At 55.5% G+C, this 26,476-nt stretch carries 25 protein-coding genes and 2 pseudogenes; 13 read left to right on the top strand and 14 right to left on the bottom strand.

From position 1 onward, the window contains the following. Positions 1 to 177 precede the first annotated feature (177 nt). Genes PG1C_RS10860 through PG1C_RS10840 form a run of 5 tightly spaced genes read left to right on the top strand, consistent with a single transcriptional unit; the run spans position 178 to position 6,116 of the window. Positions 178 to 654, top strand: coding sequence for a formate dehydrogenase subunit gamma (locus tag PG1C_RS10860; protein WP_202634791.1), 477 nt, complete (start codon positions 178 to 180; stop codon positions 652 to 654). Beyond that, positions 651 to 2,186, top strand: coding sequence for a formate dehydrogenase beta subunit (locus PG1C_RS10855; RefSeq protein ID WP_202634790.1), 1,536 nt, complete (start codon positions 651 to 653; stop codon positions 2,184 to 2,186). Before PG1C_RS10860 ends, PG1C_RS10855 begins: the two co-directional genes overlap by 4 nt. After that, positions 2,183 to 5,092, top strand: coding sequence for a formate dehydrogenase subunit alpha (fdhF, locus tag PG1C_RS10850; RefSeq protein ID WP_237218158.1), 2,910 nt, complete (start codon positions 2,183 to 2,185; stop codon positions 5,090 to 5,092). The genes PG1C_RS10855 and fdhF overlap by 4 nt, the downstream gene beginning before the upstream one ends. After that, positions 5,089 to 5,901, top strand: coding sequence for a formate dehydrogenase accessory sulfurtransferase FdhD (gene fdhD / locus PG1C_RS10845; RefSeq protein WP_202634789.1), 813 nt, complete (start codon positions 5,089 to 5,091; stop codon positions 5,899 to 5,901). Before fdhF ends, fdhD begins: the two co-directional genes overlap by 4 nt. Next, complete coding sequence (locus PG1C_RS10840; RefSeq protein ID WP_202634788.1) at positions 5,898 to 6,116, top strand: formate dehydrogenase subunit delta; 219 nt, start codon at positions 5,898 to 5,900, stop codon at positions 6,114 to 6,116. The genes fdhD and PG1C_RS10840 overlap by 4 nt, the downstream gene beginning before the upstream one ends. A 78-nt stretch (positions 6,117 to 6,194) precedes the next feature. Here PG1C_RS10840 and PG1C_RS10835 read toward each other — a convergent pair whose 3' ends face one another. Genes PG1C_RS10835 through PG1C_RS10825 form a run of 3 tightly spaced genes read right to left on the bottom strand, consistent with a single transcriptional unit; the run spans position 6,195 to position 9,011 of the window. After that, a complete protein-coding gene (locus PG1C_RS10835) occupies positions 6,195 to 7,382 on the bottom strand; it encodes an acetyl-CoA C-acyltransferase family protein (RefSeq protein ID WP_202634787.1) in 1,188 nt (395 codons plus the stop codon). Between the two features lie 24 nt (positions 7,383 to 7,406). Beyond that, complete coding sequence (locus tag PG1C_RS10830) at positions 7,407 to 8,360, bottom strand: CobD/CbiB family protein (RefSeq protein ID WP_202634786.1); 954 nt, start codon at positions 8,358 to 8,360, stop codon at positions 7,407 to 7,409. 15 nt (positions 8,361 to 8,375) lie between these two features. Further along, positions 8,376 to 9,011, bottom strand: coding sequence for a CoA pyrophosphatase (locus PG1C_RS10825; RefSeq protein ID WP_202634785.1), 636 nt, complete (start codon positions 9,009 to 9,011; stop codon positions 8,376 to 8,378). Between PG1C_RS10825 and PG1C_RS10820 the strand changes: the two genes are divergently transcribed. After that, entirely contained in the window at positions 9,010 to 9,723 is a 714-nt protein-coding gene (locus tag PG1C_RS10820; RefSeq protein ID WP_202634784.1) for a type 1 glutamine amidotransferase, read from the top strand. The two genes, PG1C_RS10825 and PG1C_RS10820, sit on opposite strands and share 2 nt — an antisense overlap. 26 nt (positions 9,724 to 9,749) lie before the next feature. Here the strand turns inward: PG1C_RS10820 and PG1C_RS10815 are convergent, their stop codons facing one another. The 7 genes and pseudogenes from PG1C_RS10815 to uvrA form a co-directional block, all read right to left on the bottom strand. Continuing rightward, positions 9,750 to 10,244, bottom strand: coding sequence for a YajQ family cyclic di-GMP-binding protein (locus PG1C_RS10815; protein ID WP_202634783.1), 495 nt, complete (start codon positions 10,242 to 10,244; stop codon positions 9,750 to 9,752). 18 nt (positions 10,245 to 10,262) lie between these two features. Beyond that, on the bottom strand, positions 10,263 to 10,574 hold the full coding sequence (ppnP, locus tag PG1C_RS10810; protein ID WP_202634782.1) for a pyrimidine/purine nucleoside phosphorylase: 312 nt from the start codon (positions 10,572 to 10,574) through the stop codon (positions 10,263 to 10,265). Between the two features lie 64 nt (positions 10,575 to 10,638). Further along, positions 10,639 to 10,734: pseudogene (locus PG1C_RS14640) on the bottom strand (DUF2788 domain-containing protein); the annotation flags it as partial. A gap of 136 nt (positions 10,735 to 10,870) precedes the next feature. Beyond that, positions 10,871 to 12,100, bottom strand: a complete 1,230-nt coding sequence (locus PG1C_RS10800; RefSeq protein ID WP_202634781.1) for an argininosuccinate synthase — start codon at positions 12,098 to 12,100, stop codon at positions 10,871 to 10,873. 16 nt (positions 12,101 to 12,116) lie between these two features. Then, the gene (argF, locus tag PG1C_RS10795; RefSeq protein WP_202634780.1) at positions 12,117 to 13,055 is read right to left on the bottom strand and encodes an ornithine carbamoyltransferase; all 939 of its coding nucleotides are present in this window, start codon (positions 13,053 to 13,055) and stop codon (positions 12,117 to 12,119) included. A 2-nt stretch (positions 13,056 to 13,057) separates the two neighbouring features. Continuing rightward, a complete protein-coding gene (locus PG1C_RS10790; RefSeq protein WP_202634779.1) occupies positions 13,058 to 14,230 on the bottom strand; it encodes an aspartate aminotransferase family protein in 1,173 nt (390 codons plus the stop codon). 178 nt (positions 14,231 to 14,408) lie between these two features. After that, positions 14,409 to 17,276, bottom strand: a complete 2,868-nt coding sequence (gene uvrA / locus PG1C_RS10785; RefSeq protein WP_202634778.1) for an excinuclease ABC subunit UvrA — start codon at positions 17,274 to 17,276, stop codon at positions 14,409 to 14,411. A 93-nt stretch (positions 17,277 to 17,369) separates the two neighbouring features. Here uvrA and PG1C_RS10780 point away from each other — a divergent pair, with 93 nt between their 5' ends. From PG1C_RS10780 to PG1C_RS10765, 4 genes and pseudogenes are all read left to right on the top strand, one after another. Beyond that, positions 17,370 to 18,602, top strand: a complete 1,233-nt coding sequence (locus PG1C_RS10780; protein WP_237218157.1) for an MFS transporter — start codon at positions 17,370 to 17,372, stop codon at positions 18,600 to 18,602. A gap of 32 nt (positions 18,603 to 18,634) precedes the next feature. Further along, entirely contained in the window at positions 18,635 to 19,084 is a 450-nt protein-coding gene (ssb, locus tag PG1C_RS10775) for a single-stranded DNA-binding protein (protein WP_202634777.1), read from the top strand. Between the two features lie 119 nt (positions 19,085 to 19,203). Next, a complete protein-coding gene (locus tag PG1C_RS10770; RefSeq protein WP_202634776.1) occupies positions 19,204 to 20,523 on the top strand; it encodes a TAXI family TRAP transporter solute-binding subunit in 1,320 nt (439 codons plus the stop codon). Positions 20,524 to 20,804: 281 nt separating this feature from the next. Continuing rightward, positions 20,805 to 21,005: pseudogene (locus PG1C_RS10765) on the top strand (transposase); the annotation flags it as partial. A gap of 175 nt (positions 21,006 to 21,180) precedes the next feature. On the opposite strand, the gene PG1C_RS10760 reads toward PG1C_RS10765, so the two are convergent. Next, positions 21,181 to 22,134: a LysR family transcriptional regulator gene (locus tag PG1C_RS10760; protein ID WP_284431755.1), complete on the bottom strand. Its 954-nt coding sequence runs from the start codon at positions 22,132 to 22,134 to the stop codon at positions 21,181 to 21,183. A gap of 20 nt (positions 22,135 to 22,154) precedes the next feature. Here PG1C_RS10760 and PG1C_RS10755 point away from each other — a divergent pair, with 20 nt between their 5' ends. From PG1C_RS10755 to PG1C_RS10745, 3 genes are all read left to right on the top strand, one after another. Beyond that, the gene (locus PG1C_RS10755; RefSeq protein WP_202634775.1) at positions 22,155 to 22,970 is read left to right on the top strand and encodes a DODA-type extradiol aromatic ring-opening family dioxygenase; all 816 of its coding nucleotides are present in this window, start codon (positions 22,155 to 22,157) and stop codon (positions 22,968 to 22,970) included. Further along, the gene (locus tag PG1C_RS10750; protein ID WP_202634774.1) at positions 22,967 to 23,545 is read left to right on the top strand and encodes a YceI family protein; all 579 of its coding nucleotides are present in this window, start codon (positions 22,967 to 22,969) and stop codon (positions 23,543 to 23,545) included. Before PG1C_RS10755 ends, PG1C_RS10750 begins: the two co-directional genes overlap by 4 nt. A gap of 120 nt (positions 23,546 to 23,665) precedes the next feature. Continuing rightward, the gene (locus PG1C_RS10745; RefSeq protein WP_202634773.1) at positions 23,666 to 24,244 is read left to right on the top strand and encodes a flavodoxin family protein; all 579 of its coding nucleotides are present in this window, start codon (positions 23,666 to 23,668) and stop codon (positions 24,242 to 24,244) included. A 448-nt stretch (positions 24,245 to 24,692) separates the two neighbouring features. Here the strand turns inward: PG1C_RS10745 and rfaE2 are convergent, their stop codons facing one another. The 3 genes from rfaE2 to PG1C_RS10730 are packed head-to-tail and all read right to left on the bottom strand — an operon-like array spanning position 24,693 to position 26,424. After that, positions 24,693 to 25,175, bottom strand: coding sequence for a D-glycero-beta-D-manno-heptose 1-phosphate adenylyltransferase (gene rfaE2 / locus PG1C_RS10740; RefSeq protein ID WP_202634772.1), 483 nt, complete (start codon positions 25,173 to 25,175; stop codon positions 24,693 to 24,695). Beyond that, positions 25,175 to 25,834, bottom strand: coding sequence for a BON domain-containing protein (locus PG1C_RS10735; protein ID WP_237218156.1), 660 nt, complete (start codon positions 25,832 to 25,834; stop codon positions 25,175 to 25,177). The genes rfaE2 and PG1C_RS10735 overlap by 1 nt, the downstream gene beginning before the upstream one ends. Then, the gene (locus PG1C_RS10730) at positions 25,831 to 26,424 is read right to left on the bottom strand and encodes a phosphoheptose isomerase (protein ID WP_202634771.1); all 594 of its coding nucleotides are present in this window, start codon (positions 26,422 to 26,424) and stop codon (positions 25,831 to 25,833) included. Before PG1C_RS10730 ends, PG1C_RS10735 begins: the two co-directional genes overlap by 4 nt. Positions 26,425 to 26,476 lie beyond the last annotated feature (52 nt).

The raw sequence follows: 26,476 nt of genomic DNA, 5'->3' as shown, positions 1-26,476 counted from the left end.
GCTGGTGGTACGGTGCGATAGGCCTTGGCGATCAGTAAACTCAGTGTTTTTCTTGTGCTTTTCTTTTTTGGCTGGGATAATCTTCCGCGCTCTTCAGATATTTTTATTTTCTTTTGCGGCCTGCTGTCGCAAAAGAAAATTTCAGCAGAATATGCTGCATATGATCGACCGAAAACTATGGACAATCCAGACAATTCCCCCCGAGTTGACGCTATTTTGAAAGCAAAGCAATCCTTGCCCGGCGCTTTGCTGCCGATCTTGCACGATATTCAGGATGCTCTCGGCTACATTCCGCCGGACGCTGTGCCGTCTATCGCCCGTGCGTTGAATCTTTCGCGTGCTGAGGTGCATGGCGTCATCACTTACTACCATTATTTTCGCCAGTCGCCACCTGGCCGCCATGTGGTGCGCGTCTGTCGCGCGGAAGCTTGCCAATCGGTCGGCTGTGAGGCGTTGGCTGCGCATGTGCAAGGCGCATTGGCTTGCGGCTTTCACGCAACAAGCGCAGATGGTTTGGTGACACTCGAACCCGTCTATTGTCTGGGCCATTGTGCTGTAGGGCCCAATATTCAGATTGATGAAACCACATTGCACGCGCGTGTGACGCCCGAAAAATTCGATCAGCTGTTAGCCTCGCTAAGAAGTAAGCCATGACAACAACACTTTATATTCCGTGTGATTCAACGGCGCTTGCGCTCGGTGCCGATGCGGTTGTCCAGGCTTTCGCTGCTGAAATTGAACGGCGCGGGCTGGATGTCAGCATTGTGCGCAACGGGTCACGCGGCCTGTTCTGGCTGGAACCGATGATCGAGGTGGCCACCCCCGCAGGTCGCATTGCTTACGGTCCGGTGATGGCTGCCGATGTGTCGTCCCTGCTGGATGCAGGGTTGCTCAATGGCGGCGCGCATCCGCTCGGCCTGGGGGCAGTCGAAGATATTCCCTATCTCAAACGGCAGCAACGCATTAGCCTGCGGCGTGTGGGTGTGACGGATCCGCTATCGGTGGATGACTATCTGGCTCATGGCGGCACGCTCGGGCTGCGTCGAGCGCTGGGCATGACAGCGGCAGAGATCGTCAAGGAAGTTACCGATTCGGGTCTGCGTGGCCGTGGCGGGGCGGCTTTTCCTACGGGCATCAAATGGAACACGGTGCTCAATGCATCAGCGCCGCAAAAATATATTGTCTGCAATGCCGACGAGGGTGATTCCGGCACTTTTTCTGATCGCATGCTGATGGAAGGCGACCCCTTCCAGTTAATCGAGGGCATGGCGATTGCCGCTTTAGCGGTAGGGGCTACGCACGGCTATATCTATGTGCGTTCCGAATATCCCCATGCCATCGCTGCGCTGAGCACTGCTGTCATCAAGGCAACGCAAAGTGGCTGGCTGGGCGACAGCCTGCTGGGCACCGGTAAACAGTTTCATCTTGAGGTGCGCAAGGCCGCCGGTGCTTACGTGTGCGGTGAAGAAACCGCCTTGCTGGAAAGCCTGGAAGGGCGGCGCGGCATTGTTCGCGCCAAACCCCCGCTGCCTGCAATTTCAGGGCTGTTTGGCCAGCCGACCGTGATTAACAATGTGATTACGTTCGCCAGCGTGCCCGATATTCTGGCGCATGGCGCAGCGGCATATCAATCCTTTGGCTGTGGCCGTTCGCGCGGCACACTGCCTTTTCAGCTCGCCGGGAACATCAAGCAGGGCGGATTAGTTGAAGTGCCTTTTGGGCTGACCTTGCGTGAATTACTTTATGATTTTGGCGGGGGCAGTTTAAGTGGCCGCCCCTTGCATGCCGTGCAAGTCGGTGGCCCGCTAGGGGCTTATATGCCCGAATCGCAGTTCGATACGGTGCTTGATTACGAAGCCTTCGCAGCCGTGAACGCGGTGTTGGGTCATGGCGGTATCGTGGCGTTTGATGAAACCGTCGATATGATGAAACAGGCCCGTTACGCGATGGAGTTTTGCGCCATTGAGTCGTGCGGTAAATGCACTCCTTGCCGTATCGGCTCCACACGCGGCGTTGAAGTGATCGACCGGCTTAAAGCCGGTCGACCCGGGCAAATTGAATTGTTGCGCGATCTGTGTGACACTTTGCAAAACGGCTCACTATGCGCCATGGGCAGCATGACCCCTTATCCCGTACTCTCGGCGCTGAATCATTTCCCTGAGGATTTCAGCAGGAGACAAACATGAACGCACCCATGAACTCATTGACTCATTCATTTAACGAGATTGATTACGGCACGCCTGCCATGCGTGAGGTTAGCGCAGAAATCACGCTAAGCATTGATGGTAAAGAAGTGACCGTGCCTGCGGGCACGTCGCTCATGCGTGCGGCGGTTGATGCCGGCGTGATGGTGCCTAAACTGTGTGCGACGGATTCACTGGAGCCGTTTGGCTCCTGCCGCCTTTGCCTGGTTGAGATTGATGGTCGTCGAGGTTTTCCTGCCTCGTGTACTACGCCTGCAGAAAACGGCATGACGGTGCGCACGCAATCGCCCAAGCTAGCTGATCTGCGACGCAATGTGATGGAGCTTTACATTTCCGATCATCCGCTGGATTGCCTGACCTGTAGCGCGAATGGCAATTGCGAGTTGCAGACCATGGCGGGTGTTGTCGGCCTGCGTGAAGTGCGCTATGGCTTGGAGGGCGATTTGGGCAAGAATCATCTCGATGACAAGAAGGATGAATCCAATCCTTACTTCACTTATGATCCCTCCAAGTGCATTGTTTGCAACCGCTGCGTGCGTGCGTGTGAAGAACAGCAAGGCACGTTTGCGCTGACGATTTCAGGCCGCGGTTTTGACTCGCGTGTTTCTGCCGGGCAGGATCAACCCTTCATGGCATCCGAATGTGTCTCGTGCGGCGCGTGCGTAAATGCCTGCCCCACGGCCACGTTGACGGAAAAAACCATCATCGCCAAAGGCCAGGCCGAGCATTCGGTGACCACCACCTGTGCCTATTGCGGTGTCGGTTGCGGCCTCAAGGCTGAAATGAAGGGCAATGACGTCGTGCGCATGGTGCCGTGGAAAGACGGTGGCGCCAACGAAGGCCACGCCTGCGTCAAAGGCCGCTTTGCCTGGGGCTATGCGAGCCACCCGGATCGCATCACCCGGCCCATGATTCGCGCAAAAATTACCGATCCATGGCGCGAAGTCTCGTGGGATGAGGCGATCAATTACGCCGCATCCGAGCTGCGCCGCATTCAGCAAAAGTATGGTCAAAATGCTATCGGCGGGTTGGTCTCGTCACGCTGCACCAACGAGGAAGATTACCTCGTGCAGAAAATGGTGCGTGCTGCCTTTGGCAACAACAATGTCGACACCTGCGCCCGGGTATGCCATTCGCCTACGGGCTATGGCTTGAAGCAAACGCTGGGCGAATCTGCCGGAACACAGACGTTCAAGTCGGTGGAAAAAGCGGATGTCATCATGGTCATCGGCGCGAACCCAACGGATGGTCACCCGGTGTTTGCCTCGCGCATGAAACGGCGTATCCGCGAGGGGGCAAAGCTGATTGTGATTGACCCGCGTGCGATTGATCTGGTGAGCTCGCCGCATGTCAAAGCCACACATCATCTCAAGTTGCGGCCGGGCACGAATGTGGCCGTGCTCTCAGCGTTAGCGCACGTGATCGTCACCGAAGGTTTGGTGGACGAAGCATTTGTTGCTGCACGGTGCGAAGCGAAAGCGTTTGATCAGTGGCGTGAATTTGTGGCGCGGCCCGCCAATTCACCTGAAGCGCTGGAAGCGGATTCGGGGGTTCCCGCCGCTGAAATTCGCGCTGCGGCAAGGCTCTACGCTACCGCTGGCAATGGCGCAATTTACTATGGGCTCGGCGTGACCGAGCATTCACAAGGCTCAACCGCCGTGATTGCGATTGCCAACCTGGCCATGGCGACAGGCAACGTGGGCCGTGAAGGCGTGGGCGTCAATCCGCTGCGCGGGCAGAACAATGTGCAGGGTTCGTGCGATATGGGTTCTTTCCCGCACGAGTTGCCAGGCTACCGGCATGTCTCCGACACACTCACCCGCACCCAGTTCGAAAGCCACTGGGGCGTCACCATCCAGCCCGAGCCGGGGCTGCGCATTCCCAATATGTTTGAGGCGGCTCTGGACGGCAGTTTCAAGGGGCTTTACTGCCAGGGCGAAGATATCGCCCAGTCCGATCCCAACACCCAGCATGTCACCGCTGCGCTGCTGGCGATGGAATGCATCGTGGTGCAGGACTTGTTCCTCAACGAGACGGCCAAGTATGCCCATGTCTTTCTGCCCGGTTCGTCCTTCCTTGAAAAAGATGGCACTTTCACCAATGCCGAGCGACGCATTTCACGCGTACGTCAGGTGATGCCGCCGCTCTCTGGCAAGAGTGACTGGGAAGCCACGATGGCGCTGGCCAATGCCATGGGCTACCCGATGCACTACACGCATCCGTCACAGATCATGGACGAGATCGCGCGTCTGACGCCTACCTTTGCCGGTGTGAGCTATGACAAGCTTGACCGCCTGGGCAGCTTGCAATGGCCGTGCAACGCGGACGCGCCGAGCGGCACGCCGACCATGCATATTGATACTTTCGTGCGCGGTAAAGGCCGGTTTCTGATTACCCAATACGTGCCGACGGATGAAAAAATCACGCGCCGCTTCCCGCTACTGCTCACCACCGGCCGCGTGCTGTCGCAATACAACGTCGGCGCACAAACGCGCCGTACCGCCAACACCGAGTTTTATGCGGAAGATGTGCTGGAGATTCACCCGCATGATGCCCAAGAGCGCGGCATTAAAGAGAACGATTGGGTCGGTGTTGAATCGCGCGCCGGGCAAACCGTGCTGCGCGCGACACTCACCGAACGGGTCCAGCCTGGCGTGGTGTACACCACCTTCCATTTCCCTGAATCCGGCGCCAATGTGATCACGACCGATAATTCCGACTGGGCCACCAATTGCCCGGAATACAAGGTGACCGCGGTGCAAGTGGTGCGTGTGGCGCAAACTTTGCAGACCTCGCAAGCGTCAGAATGGCAAAAAGACTTTGCCCGCTTTACCGCCGAGCAGGAGCATTTGTTGGCGCAAGCGCATGAGACAACCCTTTCGTTGTGAAGGCTTATGTTGAGCTGCCGGTCATTCGGTTGCACAGCTCAGAGGGGAAAGCACAGGAACCAAAGGTCGACAGTATTGCCGAAGAAATCCCTGTGGCCTTTGAATACAACGGGATTGCGCATACCGTGATGCTCGCAACCCCCGCTGATCTGGAAGATTTCGCGCTGGGTTTTAGTTTGAGCGAAGGGATTGTTGCGCAGCGCAAAGATGTTTTTGATATTGAAATTATTTCCTCTGAATTAGGCATCACTCTGCGGTTATCTGTTGCGGGGGATGCCTTCGCGCGGCTGAAAGAACGTCGCCGCAGCTTGGCAGGGCGCACCGGATGCGGGCTGTGCGGGGCAGAAAGTTTGTCGCAAGTCATGCGCAGCCTACCTCCTGTGTTGTCGCCTGCTACGATGCGGCCCGCCGCGCTTTACAAGGGCATGGCTAAATTGCCGGAACACCAGAAATTGCAGCAAGTGACAGGGGCAACCCATGCCGCCGGCTGGGTGAATGGCGCGGGTGAAATAAGCCATGTGCGTGAAGACATCGGCCGTCACAATGCACTGGACAAAACCATTGGTGCGTTAGCAAAAACAGGCTTTGATGCGCAGTCTGGCGCCATCATCATTACCAGCCGCGCCAGTTTTGAGATGGTGCAAAAATCCGCTGCGATGGGAGTTGGCATCGTGGCGGCCGTTTCTGCGCCGACTGCCGCCGCACTGCGTTTGGCTGAACGACTGAATGTCACCTTGGTCGGTTTTTTGCGCGATGCGCAGTGCGTGATTTATACCGGAAACCATCTGCTGTTGGAGAATACAGAATGAATGCTGCAAACCTGATCAAAATGGCCAACCAGATCGGCGCTTTTTTTGAGGCCATGCCGGACCATGAACAAGCGGTTGCGGATACTGCCCGCCACTTGAAAAATTCATGGGACCCCCGCATGCGGCAAGCCTTGCTACAAGACATCGCAGCCCATGGCGACAGTGAACTCAAGCCCATCGTGCGCGAGGCCGTTGCGCTACTCCGCGCTGGTTGAGCCAGCGCAGGCGAACACATTCGACGCGTATTCGCCACGCATTTGCCGTATCACCAGCGCCGAGTTTTCAGACGCCGGTCAGAGCCGTTCGAAAATCGCCGCGATGCCTTGGCCACCGCCGATGCACATGGTGACCAGCGCATAGCGGCCGTTGATGCGCTGTAGTTCATACAGCGCCTTGGTGGCGATCACTGCGCCCGAAGCGCCGACCGGATGCCCGAGTGCAATGGCGCCGCCGTTCGGGTTGGTCTTCGCACTGTCCAGCCCCAGCCCCTTGGCCACCGCCAGCGCTTGCACGGCAAAGGCTTCGTTGGATTCGATGACATCCATTTGCGACAAGCTCAAGCCTGATTTTTTGAACACCAGTTTCGAGGCTGGAATCGGCCCCTCGCCCATGACGTCATTGGGCACGCCGGCGACGGCATAGGCCACCAGCCGCGCGATCGGCTTTTGCCCCGCCTTGGCGGCGGCATCGGCTGCTGCGAGCACAAAGAAAGATGCGGCATCGTTAATACCGGATGCATTGCCGGCCGTTACCGAGCCGTCTTTTTTGAAGGCGGGCTTCATTTTCGCCAAGGATTCAAGCGTCGTGCCGGGCTTGACATGCTCGTCGGTATCGAACACCACTTCGCCTTTGCGCGTTTGCTGCACGATAGGCACGATCTGGGATTTGAAGCGGCCTGTCGCGATTGCAGCGGCAGCACGGCGCTGCGATTCGACGGCAAACGCATCTTGTTCTTCGCGCGAGATATTCCACTTGGTAGCTACATTTTCGGCGGTGATGCCCATGTGTCCGACGCCGAACGGGTCGGTCAGGGCAGCGACCATCATGTCGACTACCGTGGTGTCGCCCATACGGGCGCCGGTGCGCATGGCGGGCGTGAGGTAACCGCCGCGCGACATGACTTCCACGCCGCCACCCACGCCGTAGTCACAATCACCCAGCATGATGGCCTGCGCGGTGGATACGATGCCCTGCAGACCTGAGCTGCACAACCGATTCACCGCCATTGCAACGGACTCCATCGGCAGCCCGGCCTGAATCGAGGCGATGCGTGCCACATAGGCTGAACGTGCCTCGGTCGGAATGCAATTGCCCACCGTGACGTAATTGATCTGCTGCGGATCAACACCGGAACGACTGACGGCTTCTTTCATCACCATGCCGCCCAGTTCGGAGGGTTCAATACTGCTTAAAGCGCCGCCAAATGACCCGATAGCAGAACGCACCGCACTCAATACAACCACATCTCTCTTGTCAGCCATGATATTTACTCCCGTATGAAAAAATCAACTGCCAACCCAGGCAGAAATCTGCATCAGGGTCAGCACTACCAGACTCAGCACCAGGCTGCGCCAAACCAGGCCGATGGTGCTCTGCATGAAATCAGCATCGGCCTCATCGCCAAGCCCTAGCTCAGGGCGATCATCGTCTGCTTCTAATTCATTGGGCAAATCATGTACCGGCATGCCCAGTCTCACGCCCAAGGCACCGGCGCCACTGCTGAGCAGAATGCCATTGGCTTTATCTGGCCAATGATCCGCTTGGGTACGCCAGCAGTTGACGGCATCTTCAAAGTCGCCCACCACGGCAAATATCGCCGCTGTGATGCGTACGGGTAGCCAGTTGATCAAGGCGAATGCGCGATGCGCAAACCAGCCAAAGGCCTCTAATGCGGCGGACTCATCCGCCGGATGATGTGCTGCGCTCTGCCAGTATTCATCAAACAGTTGCGTCAATCGGTAGAGCAGTGCGCCAGCAGGCCCGAGTAACACAAACCAGAGTAGCGGCGCAAATACATGCGTGTTGGACAAAGGCAAAGCGCGCTCGATGGCAAGGCGGGCAATCTCGCTACTAGAGAGCCTGTCGCCGCTCTGCCCGCGCCATTCGGCCAGAATATGCCGTGCTTGATCGATTTCGCCGGCTTGCAAGGCAAGATGGATGTCGGTAAAAAAATGGCTGAACTGACGAAAACCCATGGTCAGGTACAGGACGCCGATACCTATCAATACCGCCAATAAAGGTTGTGCGTTTTGCAGCAGACGATGCACAATGAATAACCCCACCGCGGGTACAGCGGCCCCTAGCACCCAGGCAATGCCGCCGTGCAGACGAATGCCATCATTCAAGCGCTGTTCAAGAAAGGCGGCCAGTTTGGCGACGGGGGCGCGCACCAGTCGTTCGATAGACAAGGGTTGAAACTGTTCCAGAATCAGCGCGGCAAGAATGGATAGAAGTGTCATACGTTCAGGTTTGGTTCAGGTTTCGTCAGGCGTTTCGGCAAATAAAAAATGATGCAGGCTGACCAGCATACCTGCGGTAGCGCCCCAAATATAGCGGTCCTGCCATGGCATGGCCCAATATTCACGCGTCACTCCTTGAAATTCGCGCTGATGGCGCTGGTGGTTTTTCTGATCGAGCAAAAATTCAAGCGGCGGTTCAAAGACATCGGCTACTTCAAAATCATCCAGCTTAAGGTTGAGCGGTGGGGTTACCAGTGCAACGATAGGCGTGATGAGAAACCCGGTGACGGTATGGTATTCAGGCAGCCGGCCCAAAATTTCGATTTGTGTGGCATCCAGCCCAACTTCCTCCGCTGCTTCGCGCAAGGCAGTCGCTTCGGGCGATCCATCCGACGGCTCACAGCGTCCCCCGGGAAAGCTGATTTGTCCCGCGTGATCACGTAAATGCGCCGTGCGTTGAGTCAGTAACAAGGTGGCTCCGGCGGTACGCAAAATGATGGGCACCAAAACAGCCGCATGCACCAGCGAGTCACGGGTAGGAGCGGATTCGCGGATGGGTGGCGCAACAACGCCTGCGCGAAAACGGCGCCGCAAAAGAGAGAGCAGGGTTCCGCTAGAATCTGTAGCGGATAAAACAAGAGACTCCGACATGAAACCGATCGCTATATTCCGTCATAGCCCCAGTGAGGGCGCTGGGTATTTTGCCACATTCCTTGAGCGACACTCGCTGCCATGGACATTGTTTACGATCGATGCCGGCGTATTGCCACCGCCGACTTCTGATGATTTTTCCGGTCTGTGCTTCATGGGCGGGCCGATGAGCGTCAATGACGATCTGCCGTGGATTGCACCGGCGTTAAGCCTGATTCGCGATGCGGATAGTAAGGGCGTTCCTGTCATTGGTCACTGTCTGGGTGGGCAATTGATGAGTAAAGCATTTGGCGGCATGGTCACAAAAAATGCTGTCAAAGAAATTGGTTGGGGGCAGGTTGAGTTTATCAGTGCGTTAGCTGCCGAATGGGTGGGTGATATTGCTGCCGATTTTGCTAAATTTGATGCGTTTCACTGGCATGGCGAAACGTTTAGTTTGCCGCCTCACGCAACGCGCATTCTGCAAAGTGAGTACTGCGAAAACCAGGCGTTCGTGCGCGGACTGCATTTAGGAATGCAGTGCCATGTCGAAATGACTGAAAGCATGATCCGGCTTTGGGGCAAGCATTGGGATGATGAGGGCGTTGCCGCATCAGCTTCGGTGCAAACGCCCCAGCAAATGTACACAAATATGGCTGACCGTATTGAACGCATGCGGCAGGTTGCCGATCGACTCTATAGCCACTGGATTCGTGGCCTAAAATCCGCTTGAATTAAGCGCTAATTAAGTAAGCGCGCTTAGTCCCTGAAGTTGCCATACTGCAACGGAAAGTCGGTAATCGATTTTTTAACCAGGGCGATGGTTTCTTGCAGCAAATCGCGCTTGGCACCGGTCACGCGCACGGCGTCGCCCTGGATGCTGGTCTGCACTTTCAGTTTGCTGTCTTTGATCAGCTTGACGATTTTCTTTGCCAGCTCGGTTTCTATCCCGATCTTGATCTTCAATTCCTGCTTGACCTTGTTGCCGGAAACCGTTTCGAGCTTGCCTATATTCAGCCGTTTGGTGCTTTCGCGTTCCTTTTTTTCCATCTCGGGGAAAAGGATGTCCTTGATTTGGCTAATCTGGAACTCGGAATCCCCAAAGAGGGTGAGTGTTTTGTCTTTTTCATTCAACTCAACCCGTGCTGTGGTGCCTTTAAAGTCGTAGCGGTTGCCAATATGGCGGCCAGCGACATCGACCGCATTTTTCAGGGCTACCAGGTCGGCTTCGGATGAAATGTCAAATGAGGGCATAGCGAAGGGGCTCCTGAATCAAGCGAAGTGGCACACGTAGTGATAGGGCTCGCCAGCCACTTCAATATCGAATTGTGAGTTGCCGGGCACACTGAATTGCTCGCCCACGCCGCACGTTTTCCAGTCTTCCCCTTGGAGACGGTAGCGGCAGCGGCCGGCAACCGTTTCCATGATTTCAGGCGCGCCCGTATTAAAGGTCAGGTTCGCGGGCAAAATCACACCCACACTTTTTTTGGTGCCATCCGCGAACTGAACGGTATGACTGACACACTTGCCATCGAAATAAACGTTGGCTTTTTTAGACACGGCAACATGATCAAACTGCGACATATTAAGTCCCCCACAATTTAGTTACGGCCACTGCGTTTAACGCCGATAAGTCCGACGTCAGCCTTCACTGAAACATTGTTTTCTGAATGATGATTTTGGCAACGAACCCGATCATGCCAAAAGCCAGGACAAAGAACAGGATAAAGGTTCCCAGCTTGCCGGCTTTTGATTTTCATGCCAGTTCGCCAATGATGAAAAGCATGAAAAGCATGAACCCGGCAATGCCGAATGTCATGCCGAATTGCGTCAATTGCTCCTCAGAAATGCCTAACATCGATGGCCGCCTTCCCCTGGATTCAACCCTTCCGGTTGGCGCGATTGGCAGCAATACGCAGACGCAAGGCATTCAGGCGAATGAAGCCGTGCGCATCTTTCTGATTGTAGGCACCGGCATCATCTTCGAACGTGGCAATCGTCGAATCAAACAAGGAGTCATTTTTAGAATCGCGCCCAACCACAATGACATTGCCCTTGTAGAGCTTGAGGCGCACCCAGCCATTCACGGTCTGCTGCGTATGATCGATCAGGGATTGCAGTGCAAGGCGTTCCGGGCTCCACCAGTAGCCGTTGTAGATCAGGCTGGCATAGCGCGGCATGAGATCGTCTTTGAGGTGCGTCACTTCGCGATCCAGGGTGATCGACTCAATGGCGCGGTGGGCGCGCAGCAAAATGGTGCCGCCCGGAGTTTCGTAGCAGCCCCGCGATTTCATGCCGACGTAACGGTTTTCGACCAGATCGAGACGGCCGATACCATGCTTGCCGCCGATCTGATTCAGGCTGGCTAACAGCTCGTGAGCTTCCATTTTTTTGCCATTGATGGCAACCAAATCGCCTTGTTTAAATTCAAGGTCGATGTATTCGGCTTTGTTCGGGGCCTTCTCGGGGGAGACCGTCCAGCGCCACATGGATTCTTCGGCTTCAGCCGCCGGGTTTTCCAGATGACGGCCTTCATAGGATATGTGCAATAAATTAGCGTCCATCGAGTACGGTGAGCCGCCTTTCTTGTGCTTCATCTCGACGGGAATGCCATGTTTCTCGGCATAGGCCATGAGCTTTTCGCGTGACAGCAAATCCCACTCGCGCCACGGGGCAATGACTTTGATGTTGGGCATGAGCGCGTAGGCACCGAGTTCGAACCGCACCTGATCATTGCCTTTGCCGGTTGCGCCATGAGAAATAGCGTCTGCACCGGTTTTTTTTGCGATATCGATGAGTCGCTTGGCAATCAGTGGCCGCGCAATCGAGGTGCCCAGCAAATATTCACCTTCATACACGGTGTTGCAGCGGAACATGGGAAAGACGAAATCGCGCACGAACTCTTCACGCAGATCGTCAATGAAAATATTTTTCTTCTTGATGCCGAGTTGCAATGCCTTGACCCGTGCGGGCTCCAACTCTTCACCTTGCCCCAGATCAGCCGTGAAGGTGATCACTTCGCACTGGTAGGTATCTTGCAGCCACTTGAGGATCACCGAGGTATCCAGACCGCCAGAATAGGCGAGTACCGCTTTTTTAATTTCACGCATTTACTTTTACTTTCCTTTAATCGTTGATTTTTCCCAGGAGCAGAAATTCCATCAAGGCCTTTTGTGTATGCAGGCGATTTTCTGCTTCATCCCAAACGACGCTTTGTGGCCCATCGATCACCTCGGCGGCGACTTCTTCTCCGCGATGGGCGGGCAAACAATGCATAAAGACTGCATCAGGCGCTGCTATCCGCATCATCTCGGCATCCACTTGCCAGTCGGCGAAATCACGCTTGCGTTCTTCGTTTTCGGCTTCGAACCCCATGGACGTCCACACATCGGTCGTGACCAGATCGGCCCCCCGTGCAGCATCCATCGGGTCAGCAAATTGTGCAAAGTGGTTGATGCCACTCAGGCCAATAAGGCCAACGCGCTCAGGTTCTACTTCATAGCCGGGGGGTGTTGATACATGAACCTTGAAGTCAAACACTTCGGCGGCTTGCAACCAGGTATTGCAGACATTGTTCGAGTCGCCAATCCAGGCGACAGTTTTGCCTTGAATAGAGCCGCGATGCTCAATGAAGGTAAAAATGTCGGCGAGAATCTGGCACGGGTGATATTCATTCGTCAGCCCGTTGATGACAGGTACGCGCGAATTTTTGGCAAAGCGCTCAATAATGGCCTGCTCAAAGGTGCGGATCATGACGATATCACCCATACGCGAAATCACTTGCGCTGCATCTTCTACCGGCTCACCGCGCCCAAGCTGGGAATCGCGGGTATTCAGATAGATCGCTGCACCGCCTAACTGATGCATCCCGGCTTCAAACGAAAGTCGCGTGCGCGTGCTGGCTTTTTCAAAAATCATCACTAGCGTACGGTCTTGCAGAGGCCAATAACGCTCATACGTCTTGAATCGCGCTTTGATACGCTGACTGCGAGCAAAGAGATGGTCAAGTTCGTCACGTGAGAGGTCACGTAATTCCAAAAAGTGACGGGGTGAGGCCGTGGACATCATCACTCCTTGAGGAAATCCAGAATGAGGGGTACAAGCGCAGCGACAAGCTCGGCGCCTTCTGCATCACTCATCACCAGGGGTGGTAACAGTCGCACCACTTTTTCTACCGTGACGTTGATCAGCAAGCCTTTAGCCAGGGCGCGTTTGACTAAATCACCGCACGGGCGATCAAGCTCAATGCCAATCATCAAGCCGTCACCGCGCACCTCGATGACACCCGTGGCACCCGCCAGCCCATGCCGCAGACCATCGCGAATGAGTTCGCCGAGCTCCGTTGCGCGGGTCATCAGATCATCCGTTTCGATAACCTGCAGGGTTGTGAGCGCGGCAATGCACGCTAATGGGTTACCACCGAATGTTGAGCCATGATTGCCCGGCTTGAATACCCCGGTAGCACGTCCAGCAGCCAGACAGGCGCCAACCGGTACGCCGGAGCCTAGTCCTTTAGCCAGCGTCATGACATCGGGCAGAATGCCTGCGTGCTGGTGTGCAAACCAGGCACCTGTGCGGCCCAGGCCGCATTGCACTTCGTCGACCATTAACAGCCAGTTTTTCTCGTCACATAGCGTGCGCAGGGAACGCATGAAATCATGGTGCGCGACATTGATGCCCCCTTCGCCTTGAATCGGTTCAAAGAGTATGGCCACCACATTGGGATTGTGTAGCGCAACCTGCTCAATCGCCGCCAGGTCATCAAACGGTACGCGGACAAAGCCGGAAACTAACGGCTCAAAGCCGGCCTGTGCCTTGCGATTGCCGGTTGCTGACAGCGTGGCCAAGGTACGGCCATGAAAGGCCTGTTCCATGACAATAATGGCCGGTTGATCAATGCCTTGTTGATGTCCGTAAAGGCGAGCGAGCTTGATAGCGGCTTCGTTGGCTTCACAACCTGAGTTACAGAAAAATACTTCATCCATTTTGGCGATACTTGCCAGACGGTCGGAAGCCTCCTCGGCCTCCAGGATTCGGTACAGATTAGATGTGTGAATCAGGCGGCCAACTTGTTTGCTCAATGCGGCAACCAAACGCGGATGATTGTGGCCTAGCGTATTGACGGCGACACCGGACATCCCGTCAAGATAGGATTTGCCTTGCTCATCAAATAAACGACAGCCCTCGCCGTGAGTAAAGGCGACTGGCAGGCGTCCGTAGGTATTCATTAAATGCGGCATGAAAGCGCTCCGCGAAAACAGTACATAAAAACATACGGCGGCCGGAAATCAACAGGGCCGCCGTGCTGGTAAGACGATGTTTACTATACGCATGGCGGGATTAATAATCAACCGCGCATCAACCACGAAGCCTTCGCTTAAAAGATGGATTTATCTGAAATTTACCCGTCACGTAAGCCTAGGAACTTTTGCGTTTTTTGGCTTTTGTCACAGGTGGGGCGTGGTTCGCAGCGAGAAAGAGTTTTTTTAGATATTCGCCTGTCGGGCTGGCGATGGTTTCTGCAACGCGTTCTGGCGTGCCGCAGGCGATGATGCGTCCGCCACCGTCGCCGCCTTCGGGGCCGAGATCCACGACCCAGTCTGCCGTTTTAATGACATCCAGATTGTGTTCAATGACAACAATGGTATTGCCGTGGTCACGCAGACGGTGAAGCACAGAGAGGAGCATTTCAATATCGTGAAAGTGCAGGCCCGTGGTGGGTTCGTCGAGAATATAAAGGGTGCGGCCGGTGTCACGCTTGGAGAGTTCGAGCGCCAGTTTGATGCGCTGTGCTTCCCCCCCGGAAAGCGTGATGGCGCTTTGTCCCAGTTGAATGTAGGAAAGCCCGACATCCATCAGCGTTTGTAATTTACGGGCAATGAGGGGTACGGCATCAAAAAATTCGCGTGCATGTTCCACGGTCATTTGCAGCACTTCGTGAATGGTTTTACCTTTGTAGCGAACTTCCAGTGTTTCGCGGTTATAGCGTTTGCTGTGACAAACGTCACAGGCGACAAAGATGTCGGGTAGAAAGTGCATTTCTACCTTGATCATGCCATCGCCCTGACAGGCTTCGCAGCGCCCACCCTTGACGTTGAAGGAAAAACGTCCCGGCCCGTAACCACGTTCGCGCGCGGTAGGCACACCGGCGAAAAGTTCGCGAATCGGTGTTAACAGGCCGGTGTAAGTGGCAGGGTTGGAGCGCGGCGTGCGGCCAATGGGCGACTGATCGACATTGATTACCTTGTCGAAAAATTCGAGACCGGTGATCTCGCCATAGGCGGCGGGCTCCGTTGTCGCCGCATAAAGATGGCGTGCAGCAGCAGCGTAGAGGGTGTCATTGATCAGTGTTGATTTACCCGAACCCGAGACACCGCTGACGCAAGTGAATAAGCCAACAGGAATTTCCAGGGTCACCTGCTTGAGATTGTTGCCGCTGGCGTTAATGATTTTCAGCCAGCGGTCGGCGGCAGGCTGCGTGCGCAAGTCGGGGATGGCAATACAGCGACGGCCTGATAGAAATGCCCCGGTGAGCGAGGCGCTGTTTGCCGCAACTTGTTGCGGCGTGCCTGCGGCGACCACTTCGCCACCATGCTCGCCTGCGCCCGGGCCGATGTCGACCACATAATCGGCCGCTTCAATAGCCTCCTGATCATGTTCGACCACAATCACCGTGTTGCCCAGGTCGCGCAGGTGGATGAGCGTTTCCAGCAGGCGCACATTGTCGCGCTGGTGCAGGCCGATCGAGGGTTCATCGAGCACATACATCACACCCGTGAGGCCGGAGCCGATTTGCGAAGCCAGCCGGATACGTTGCGCCTCGCCGCCGGAAAGCGTTTCCGCCGAGCGGTCAAGCGATAGATAGTTGAGGCCGACATTGATAAGAAAGGATAGCCGCGAGGTGAGTTCCTTGAGAATTTTTTCCGCAACTTGGGCTTTGTTGCCGGTGAGCGTCAGTGCTTCAAAAAAATCACGACACTGGATCAGTGAGAGATGGCTGATCGCCGAAATAGTTTGCCCGCCGACGAACACATGGCGCGCTTCACGGCGCAAGCGCTGGCCTTGACACTCAGGGCAGGGCTTGTGATTCAGGTATTTAACCAGGTCATCGCGAACACTCATGGAATCACTTTCGCGATAGCGCCGCTCCATACTGTTGATGATGCCTTCAAAGGCGTGGCTACGCTCAAAGCGGGTGCCTTTTTCACTCAGATACTTGAATTTGATCTGCTCAGTGCCCGAGCCATAAAGAATGATTTTCTGCAGCTCACCAGGCAAGGACTCAAAGGCAACTGAGGTATCCATGCTGTAGTGCGCAGCGAGGGACTCCAGCATCTGAAAATAAAACTGGTTGCGTTTGTCCCAACCCTTGATGGCGCCTTCAGCGAGCGACAGGTGGGGGTAGGCCACCACACGGGCGGGGTCAAAAAATTGAATCTGTCCCAGGCCGTCACACGAGGGGCAGGCACCCATCGGGTTGTTGAATGAGAATAAACGAGGCTCCAGTTCCTGCAACGAGTAGCTGCATATCGGGCAGGCAAATTTACTGGAGAACAAATGTTCATTGCCGCTATCCATTTCTACGGCAAGGGCACGGCCATCGGCATGGCGTAAAGCGGTTTCAAAACTTTCAGCGAGCCGCTGGCGTTGGTCTTCGCGGACTTTGAGCCGGTCGACGACAATATCAATCGTGTGTTTTTTGGTTTTGGCCAGTTTGGGCAAGCTGTCAATGTCATACACCGTGCCATCCACGCGTAGCCGGACAAACCCCTGCGCGCGAAGTTCGGCAAACAGTTCGAGTTGCTCGCCCTTGCGATTGGCAACCACCGGCGCAAGAACCATCAGCCGCGTGTCGGTCGGCAGGGCCAGCGCATGGTCCACCATCTGGGACACGCTCATGGCCGCCAGCGGCAAGTCATGATCCGGACAGTGCGGTGTGCCTGCACGGGCATACAGCAAGCGCAGGTAATCGTGAATTTCCGTGACGGTGCCAACGGTAGATCGCGGGTTGTGGCTTGTTGCTTTTTGTTCGATGGAAATCGCCGGAGAGAGCCCTTCGATCAAGTCAACATCCGGTTTTTCCATCATTTGCAAAAACTGTCGTGCATAGGCCGAGAGCGATTCGACATAGCGACGCTGACCTTCAGCGTAGAGTGTGTCAAACGCTAGCGAGCTTTTGCCGGAGCCTGATAAGCCCGTGATCACCGTGAGCCGGTTGCGAGGTAAATCCAGGTTGATATTCTTGAGATTGTGCGTGCGCGCACCGCGAATTTTGATGGTATCCATAAAGCAGCAATGAGTCAGCGTAAAGAAATTGGGCGCAGGGCAGCCTGTTAATGTACTAATATACGCGACTTCATTCACCCATCTGATCTCACCATGTCTGACCACCTAACCGACGTCATGAGCCGTGAGGAAAAGCGTGCCGGCGTATCGTTAGCCTCTATTTTTGCGTTGCGCATGCTGGGTATGTTTTTGATCCTCCCGGTGTTTGCTATCCATGCGCGTACGCTGCCAGGGGGAGACAACCTCACAATGGTGGGCATTGCGCTGGGCGCTTATGGCTTGACCCAGGCAATTTTTCAGATTCCATTCGGTGTGGCATCAGATGCCTTTGGGCGCAAACGGGTGATTATTGTCGGTTTATTGATTTTTGCGATCGGATCGGTGGTTGCTGCGCTGGCAACCGATATTTACTGGACTATTTTCGGCCGGGTTGTGCAAGGCGCCGGTGCCATTTCCGCTGCCATAACCGCCTTGGCGGCTGATTTAACGCGCGAGCAACATCGCACCAAGGTGATGGCGATGATTGGTTCATCCATAGGCCTGGTTTTTGCCCTGTCGCTGGTTGTTGCGCCGTTGCTTTACGCTGCCATTGGCATGAGCGGCATTTTCTGGATGACGGGTGTGTTAGCACTAATCGCAATTGCCGTGGTGACCTACCTGGTGCCTGAGCCGCCACCGCCACACCCCGGGCCACGAGTACCGTTGAGCGAGGTGTTGGTTAATACCCAATTGCTACGGCTTAACCTGGGTATTTTTACGCTGCATATGTCGCAAATGATGATGTTTGTGGTGGTGCCTGGTTTATTGATCAGCACGGGTGATTTGCCACTGGCCTCACACTGGAAAGTTTATCTACCAGCCGTACTGGTCTCGTTTGTGCTCATGGTGCCGGCAATTATTTATGCTGAAAAGCGTCAAAAACTTCGCACCGTCTTTGTTGCAGCTATTATTTTGTTGCTGCTGACACTGCTTGTTCTTGGTTTGCAAGGCAATCATTTTTACGTTGTGGCAGGTGGGTTGCTCAGCTTTTTTGTTGCTTTCAATCTGCTGGAGGCGATGCTGCCCTCATTGATTTCTCGTGTTGCGCCGCCGCAGGCAAAGGGCGCAGCGCTCGGCGTCTACAACACAACGCAAGCGCTAGGCCTGTTTTTTGGCGGCGCGTTGGGTGGGTGGATTGCTAAACACTTTGGCCCGCAAAGCGTGTTTGTTTTTGCGGCCGGAATAAATACGCTTTGGCTAGCCGCTGCGGCCACGATGCAGCCCATTTTGCCTCGACAGGTAATGCCCGCAAAAACCCCCTTGCCCGATCAAGGTCAACTTAATTAAAACTTAAAACATCATCATGAAGGAGATTTGCTATGGCCTCAGTAAATAAAGTGATTCTGGTTGGTAACCTGGGTAAAGACCCCGAGTCGCGCTATATGCCGAACGGCGACGCCGTGGTAAATATTACGCTGGCCACCACCGATACGTGGAAGGATAAAGGAACAGGCGAAAAGAAAGAGGCGACCGAGTGGCACCGCGTGGTGTTCTTCCGCAAGCTGGCCGAAATTGCCGGTCAATACCTGAAAAAAGGCTCACAGGTGTATATCGAAGGGTCGCTCAAAACGCGCAAGTGGCAGGACAAAGAGGGCCAGGATCGCTACACCACCGAAATCGTTGCCGATACGATGCAGATGCTGGGTTCGCGGCAAGGCATGAGCGATGCCCCGCCGCGCGAAAGCTCGCGTGCTGCTGAAGCGCCTGCTAAACCGGCGAGTGCTAGTAGCAGCACCTTCAATGATTTCGAGGATGACATTCCGTTCTAGGGAATGTCGCCAGTTAGCGTGTGAAATCAGGTTCGGCAGATTCTTTCTCAGCGTGATTTTCGCAACCATTAACAGCGGGCGCCAGCACCTCCGACCATCCACTACCGATGCGTTTATCGATGCCTGAAAAACTGAAGCTACTCTCTTGGCGAGATGTTGTCTTTGTCGCCATTCCCTCGCTGCTGCTGATTCTGGCGGCTTTTTGGGTGGCGGCACGATATATTAAACCGGCCCCGCCGGCCCGCATGGTCATCAGTACCGGCAGCGAAGGTGGTGCCTATCAGCGCTTTGGTGCGTTGTATACCGATGTGCTGGCACGGTATGGCGTCGAGCTGATCGTTAAGCCTTCCGCTGGTTCACCAGATAATCTGCAACGCCTGCGTGACCGGAATTCAGGGGTGGATGCTGCATTCATTCAAGGGGGGACGGCACTCTCAAAAAGTGATGATGATGGTCTGGTTTCGCTGGGCGAACTCTACTACGAACCCCTGTGGATTTTCTATCGTCAAGGCGTGCTCAAAGAGGGTGCGCGCGTGCTGAATCTCAAAGGCAAGCGCCTGGCGATTGGCCAGGCGGGTAGCGGGACCCAGCGTTTGGCAACGGAGATGCTCTCTGCCAACGGTATCGATGCGCAGAATACGCCCTTGATTGAAGCGGGCGGTTTTGATGTCGTTTCACGCTTGCAAACCGGCGAGATTGATGCGGTGTTTGTTGTCGGGCCCACGCAATCGGCGCTGGTTTGGGCGTTGCTTTACACTCCTGGCGTGCATTTGCTGGATGTCACTCAGGCTGAAGCGTATACGCGCCGCTTTGCTTACCTCAAACATCTGGTTTTGCCTCGTGGCGCCATTGATCTGGTGCAGGATATTCCGCCGCGCGATATTCAGATGGTCTCTACAACCGCAACCCTTTTGGCGCGTGAGGATATGCACCCGGCGCTGATCTGGCTCCTGCTCCAAGCTGCCAGCGAAGTACATGGCGAGCCGGGTGTTTTTCAAAAACCGGCCGAGTTCCCGCGCAGTGAGGGAAATGGCGAATTTCCCATGGCACAGGAAGCCGTGCGCTATTACGCCAATGGCAAGCCTTTCCTGCAGCGCTATTTACCTTTCTGGGCGGCGATTTTGGTCGATCGGTTGCTGGTGTTGCTAGTCCCTATTCTGGCCGTGTTGTATCCACTTTTCCGATTTGCGCCTGGCCTATATGGTTGGCGTGTCCGTTCGCGCATTTACCGGCGTTATGGTGAACTCAAGTTTCTGGAAAGCGAAGTTGAAGAAGACCCACAGCGCCACACGCGCGACGAGTGGCTGCGCAAGCTAGATGAGATCGAGGCCGATGTCAGTCACATCCGCACGCCACTGGCCTTTGCCGACATGCTCTATACCCTGCGCCAGCATGCCGGCCTAGCGCGCGAGACCATTCTTAAGCGCACAGCAGCCTGATACGCCGAGTTGTTTGCGCGTTGTTGCCGTCGTTGTTGCCGTATTACCAGCGCCGACTTTTCCATCTTCACTGCGACAAGTCTGATGAGCAACATGGCATGTATCAAGGCACACTCAGGGCGCAGAGGGAACAAAGACCAGGATAGTTCAACTGTCCGGATCAATACAACGCCGTGGTAATTTTGATAGCCCTCGCCACTGGGCCCAGAGTGTATCAAAGCCGTGACATTTCGGCTTCTCATGATATGATATATGCATATCTGGTTGCAGGGGGTATCCACGTGAAGGGTTTCATCGAAGGCGAAAGCCGCACCCAAAGCACCTGGCTTCCGGAACGACTTGATGACTATGTTGCGGATACCAATCCGGTACGGGTCGTTGATGTTTTCGCCGATGCACCGGATCCGGGCCAGCGGGGGCTTGAAGGCGCCGAACCGGTGACAACCGGTCGGCCGGCTTACCATCCCGCATGTCTCCTGAAGTCCCGGGCACATTGCTGATATTGGCATTGAGTCCAGCTCGCGGATCGGCGTGCAGGAAATCCAGTATCTCAATTCACTTCTTCTGGTACTTCATCGAAGGATTTTGTTGATCTCGTCCTTGGGGCCGGCGGGGGTAGAAGTGAAGATCGGCTAAGCGGTGGGCTTGAGCTAAAAGTTAGCGCGCGATCTGTTTTGCCAGCCAGTCCATCAGTACCCTCACCCGATGGGGAATGTATCGGTTGCCCGGCAGGATTGCGTAGACACCTAACTCGGGCAACGGAAACTCGGCAAGGATTATCCGCACCCGGCCATCGGCAAGATGCCCGGCGGCGATGAACTCGGGTTGGCAGGTGATGCCCAGGGAAAGCGTAGCCGCGTCCACCAGCACGTCACCGTTGTTGGTGGAAATCCTGCTGCGTACAGGGAAGCTCTCGAGCTTGCCGTCGATACGGAACTGCCAGTTGTGATTGGTGGCGGCCGTATAGCCAAGGCACTCGTGGTGGATCAGGTCCGCTGGATGACGGGGTGTGCCATGGCGGGCCAGATAATCAGGTGCGGCGACGACGACCATATGCTCCGTCGCTATTCGCCGTGCCACGTTGCCGGGTTCAAGCCGCGACGTGATGCGGATCGCCAGGTCGATGCCTTCCTCGATCAGGTTCGCGCGCCGGTCGGAGTAGTCCATCTCCAGGCTCACCTCGGGATAGCGCTGAGCGAATTCCAACAAGAGCGGCGCCAATCGTTTGAGGCCGTAGCGCAGTGGCAAGCTGATACGAATGGCGCCGCGCGGGGTCTGCCTTTCCTCGGCGACGTCCGACTCGGCTGTCTCGACGAGGGTGAGGATGACACGACATTTTTCCAGGTAAGCTGCGCCCCCTGCCGTAAGGGCAAGTCGCCTGGTACTGCGTGCCATCAGCTTTACGCCGAGGTGGTTTTCCAAAGCCGCCACCTGGCGCGTGACGACAGAGCGCGCGATGTCCATTTGTTGGGCCACCGCCGAGAAGCTGCCAAGCTCGGCGACACGGACAAAAAGCTGCATCGCATCCAAACGATCCATTGTTGCATTCCAGGTAACAATCAATTCCAGATTGTCCCCTATTTCGGCCTGACTGGCTTCGCTAAAATCCAACCATGTTTCCCTGAGCCACCATGATTCGCGAAAACACAATCCAGCCTGTCTTATTCGTTCCCCACGGCGCACCGACCTTCATCCTTCGCCCCGGTGCCGTAGGTAGTGCCCTGGCCCGGGTTGCCGCGTCGCTATCCCGACCGCGCGCCGTGGTGGTAGTCAGCGCGCATTGGAGCACACCGCAACCTAGCGTTGGCTTTGCCAGTCGGCCGGAGACCATCCATGATTTCCGGGGTTTCCCTGATCAGTTGTATTCGATCCGCTATCCAGCCACTGGCTGCCGGGAAGCCGCCATCGAGGTTCAATCCGTCCTGCATGACGCCGGTTTTCCCGCCGAGGCGAGTGAGGAGCGAGGCCTCGATCACGGCGCCTGGATACCCTTGATGCTCATGTTTCCCGATGCCGACGTGCCGGTAATCCCGGTATCGATCCAGGCCCATGAGAGCCCCGAGCATCACCTGCGTCTCGGCTATGCGCTGGCGCCGTTGGTCCGTAAGGGTTTTCTGATCATCGCGTCCGGCAACCTGACCCACAACCTGCGCGATTACCAAATCGCGGTGCGCCATGGCGGCGAGGTACCGAGCTATGTCCGCGAGTTTTCCGACTGGATAGGGGAACGCCTGTCCGCAGGTGATACTTCGGCGCTGCTCGACTATCGCCGCCAAGCGCCCTCTGCCCTGCGAGCGCATCCGACTGACGAACACCTACTGCCGCTATACGTGGCACTGGGCGCTGCTGGTAAAGTGTCTATTTCAAGGCTCCATGCCGGTGTCGATGATTATGTCATCGCGATGGACGCTTTTCTTTTTTCCACCTCAACAGGAGTATTGCCATGAAATTGTCTTTCCCGCTTCCCGCCATCGCCGCCCTTGCCATCGCTGCCTCCGTACCGGCCATCGCTGCGCCGGAGACCTTTGTCATCGACAACAGCCACACCTTCCCGCGCTTTTCCTATAGTCACTTCGGCTACTCGACCCAGTTGAGCCGCTTCGACAAGACCAGCGGCAAGATCGTCTTCGACAGTGCGGCGAGATCCGGCTCGGTGGACGTGGTCATCGACACGAAGTCGGTCGATACCGGTTTCCCGCTTTTCAACCAGCATATCCAGGGCGAGGATTTTCTCGATACCACCAAGTACCCGACGGCGACCTTCAAATCGACTGCTGTGCGTTTCGATGGCGACGTGCCGGTTGCCGTCGACGGTAACCTGACCCTCAAAGGCGTGACCAAGCCTGTTACTCTGACGATCAGTTCCTTCCAACACATGCCCCATCCGATGCTGAAGAAGGACGCCATTGGCGCCAACGCCAGCGTGACAGTCAAGCGTTCCGCCTTCAACGCCGGCAAGTACGCGCCGTATGTTGGCGACGACGTGACCATCAGCATCGCTGTCGAGGCGATCAAGGAATAATTGGGCGAATACCCAGATCTTGAACATCTCATCTTGAGAAAACGAAGCGGCTCCGAGGTATGCCACGCTTATAACGTGCGCTTAACTTGTTTTTTAACATCGATCTGATAGGAAATTTTCATGACAAAAGTTGCGCTGGTTTACTTTAGTGGCTACGGACACACTGCCAAGCAGGCAGAGGCCGTCCGGCAAGGTGCGGCGGACATCACGGGTGTCGAGGTCAACGTTTTCCGAATTGACGAAAATGGCAATCTGCCTGAGACGACTTGGGATACTTTGGCGCAGCAGGACGCCATCATTTACGGCTCACCCACATATATGGGAGGCCCTGCCTGGCAATTTAAGAAGTTTGCCGATGCAACATCCAAACCGTGGTTCACTCAGGCGTGGCAAAACAAGATTGCAGCGGGCTTTACCAATTCCGCATCCATGAACGGCGATAAATTCTCGACCATCGCCTACTTCTTTACTTTGTCGCAACAGCATGGCCAAGTATGGATTGGCACTGGCTTGCTACCTTCCAACAAGAAAGAACATGGTCCAGACGATATTAATTGGACGGCTGGGTTCGCCGGTGCCCTTTCCGTGTCCCCGTCCGACGCATCGCCAGAGGAATCACCACGAAAAGGAGACCTGGAAACCGCCAGACTGCTTGGTAGGCGTGTCGCTGAGTACGCATCAAAAACGCGCGGGTGGTGAGAAGCGCCTCCTGACGTGCCGCTCTAAGTTGGCAAACGCGGGGAAATTCGCTGCGGGCTACGCCCTCCGTGTCTTTCCCTGCGCATTCAGATTGCGTAGCGACAGAGGAAAGGAAAACTTCAACAACCAGCTATTTGCTACACTTATCCGCAGTTGCTGATTCAAAACGCAGCGACCAGTCCTGGGTCAAATTTCAATCGGCAGAATGGTTCATTATCCAATCAGCGCCGACACCCTCTTTCGTAGTTGACGTCCGATTAAGGAATCAAGGCGGCCAGTCAGGTTCTATATGTCATAAGGCGAGAATGGGTCGAAAGCCGTCGTTTACTTTCTGCTTATGACGCTTCATTGGTCCTGAAAGCCTTGCACCGTGCATTACGCTATTCGCATAGGGAGCACAGATTCCGTATGCCACGCCGTATCACCAGCACCGACTTTTTGCAGTGCTTTACAACCGGCGTATTTTTTCCAGCAGCGCGGTGGTGGATTTTTGATGGATAAACGGGATGGAATGTACGCTGCCACCCCAGCCAGTCACCTCGTTGTAACCGACGATTTTTTCCACCGGCCAGTCCCCGCCTTTGACCAGCACATCAGGATGACAATCGAGAATGCGCGCCAGCGGCGTGTCCTCGTTGAACCAGGTCACCAGCGAGACGCATGCCAGCGCGGCGAGCAGCGCCATGCGGTCGTCCAGGGTATTGATGGGGCGCTCATCACCTTTACCCAAGCGCTTGACCGAGGCATCGGTATTGACGGCGACGATCAGGCTGGCGCCCAGGCTGCGTGCCTGGGCGAGATAGGTGACGTGGCCGCGATGCAAAATATCAAAGCAGCCATTGGTAAATACCAGCGGGTGCGGCAAGTTGGCCACACGGTGTGGCAATTCGGCTGGCGAAACGATCTTGGCTTCGAAGGCTGAAGCGTTCATCAGTGCTGAGTGGGTGGGGTGCTTTGTTTCGTCTGGCCGTCGATCGCGCGTGCTTCTTCGGGGCTGATGATTTCAAATACGCGAACGACTTTTTGCACGCCGCCGGTGGTGCGTGCAATATCGGCGGCGGCATCTGCTTCGGTTTGTGTCACCAGGCCTAGTAGAAACACCACGCCAGCTTCCGTGACGACTTTGACGTGATGTGCTGAAAACTGTTTGGCATCCACAAAGCGCGCCTTCACCTTAGAGGTCAAATACGTATCGTTACTGCGCCCACCAAGAGAAGACGGCCCGGCAATGGCCAGCTCGTTACTGATGGATTTAACGTTGGGTACGCCGCTGATCAGTTTTTCGACCGAGGCTTTTATTTCTGCACTAGGTACTTCGCCAGTGAGCAGCACCATGCGGTTATAGCTGGTGACATTGACATGCACGTTGGAGCCATAGTTCTCACCAAGGCGATTATTGGCGCGTAATTCAATGCCTTCGTCGGTCACATAGCTTTCAGAGGCACGACGGTCGCTGAGCATCAGCGCGCCGGCGCCAACGCCCACAGCAGCAACCCCGAAACAGCCGGAAATAAAGGGGATTGAGACAACGATCAGAACATAACCCCGCAGATGGGTGATGAAGTTTTTCATAGGTTGGAAAGTGTTCATTGAATTTCTCCAAGAATCAGGGCGTCGATGCCGTCGCACAGACAGTGAATAGTGAGTAGATGAACTTCCTGGATGCGGGCCGTTCGCTCAACGGGCACACACAGGTGGAGATCGTCGGCAGCCAATAGCGCATTCATCTTTCCGCCGCCCCTGCCGGTAAGCGCGACAACTCGAATGCCACGCGCATGCGCGACATGAATGGCTTCGATCACATTGAGCGAATTGCCCGAGGTGGAAATCGCCAGCAGCACATCGCCGCTACGGCCCAGCGCCTGAATCTGCTTGGCGAAAACATCCTCAAAGCGATAGTCGTTGGCAATCGACGTCAGTGTTGAGGTGTCAGTGGTCAGCGCAATCGCTGCGAGTGGCGGACGTTCTTTTTCGAAACGGTTAAGTAGTTCGGCGGCAAAATGTTGTGAGTCCGCCGCTGAGCCGCCATTGCCGCAGGCCATCACTTTGCCGCCTGATTGCAGGCATTGCGTCATCAGGCGCACCGCACGTTCAATGGGGGCGGCCATGACATCAAGCGCTTGTTGTTTGGCCTGCACGCTATCGTGAAATTGTTGTTGAATTCGCTGGAGTAGAGGCATAAGTGGGTTCAGTAAAAAAACGGGAAGAATTTGCCTAAGGAAAATAGAAGGA

Origin of the sequence: Rugosibacter aromaticivorans (assembly GCF_000934545.1) — a bacterium.
GTDB lineage: Bacteria > Pseudomonadota > Gammaproteobacteria > Burkholderiales > Rhodocyclaceae > Rugosibacter > Rugosibacter aromaticivorans.
The sequence above is the reverse complement of the archived record's forward strand: the minus strand, read 5'-3'. Positions and strand labels throughout refer to the sequence as shown.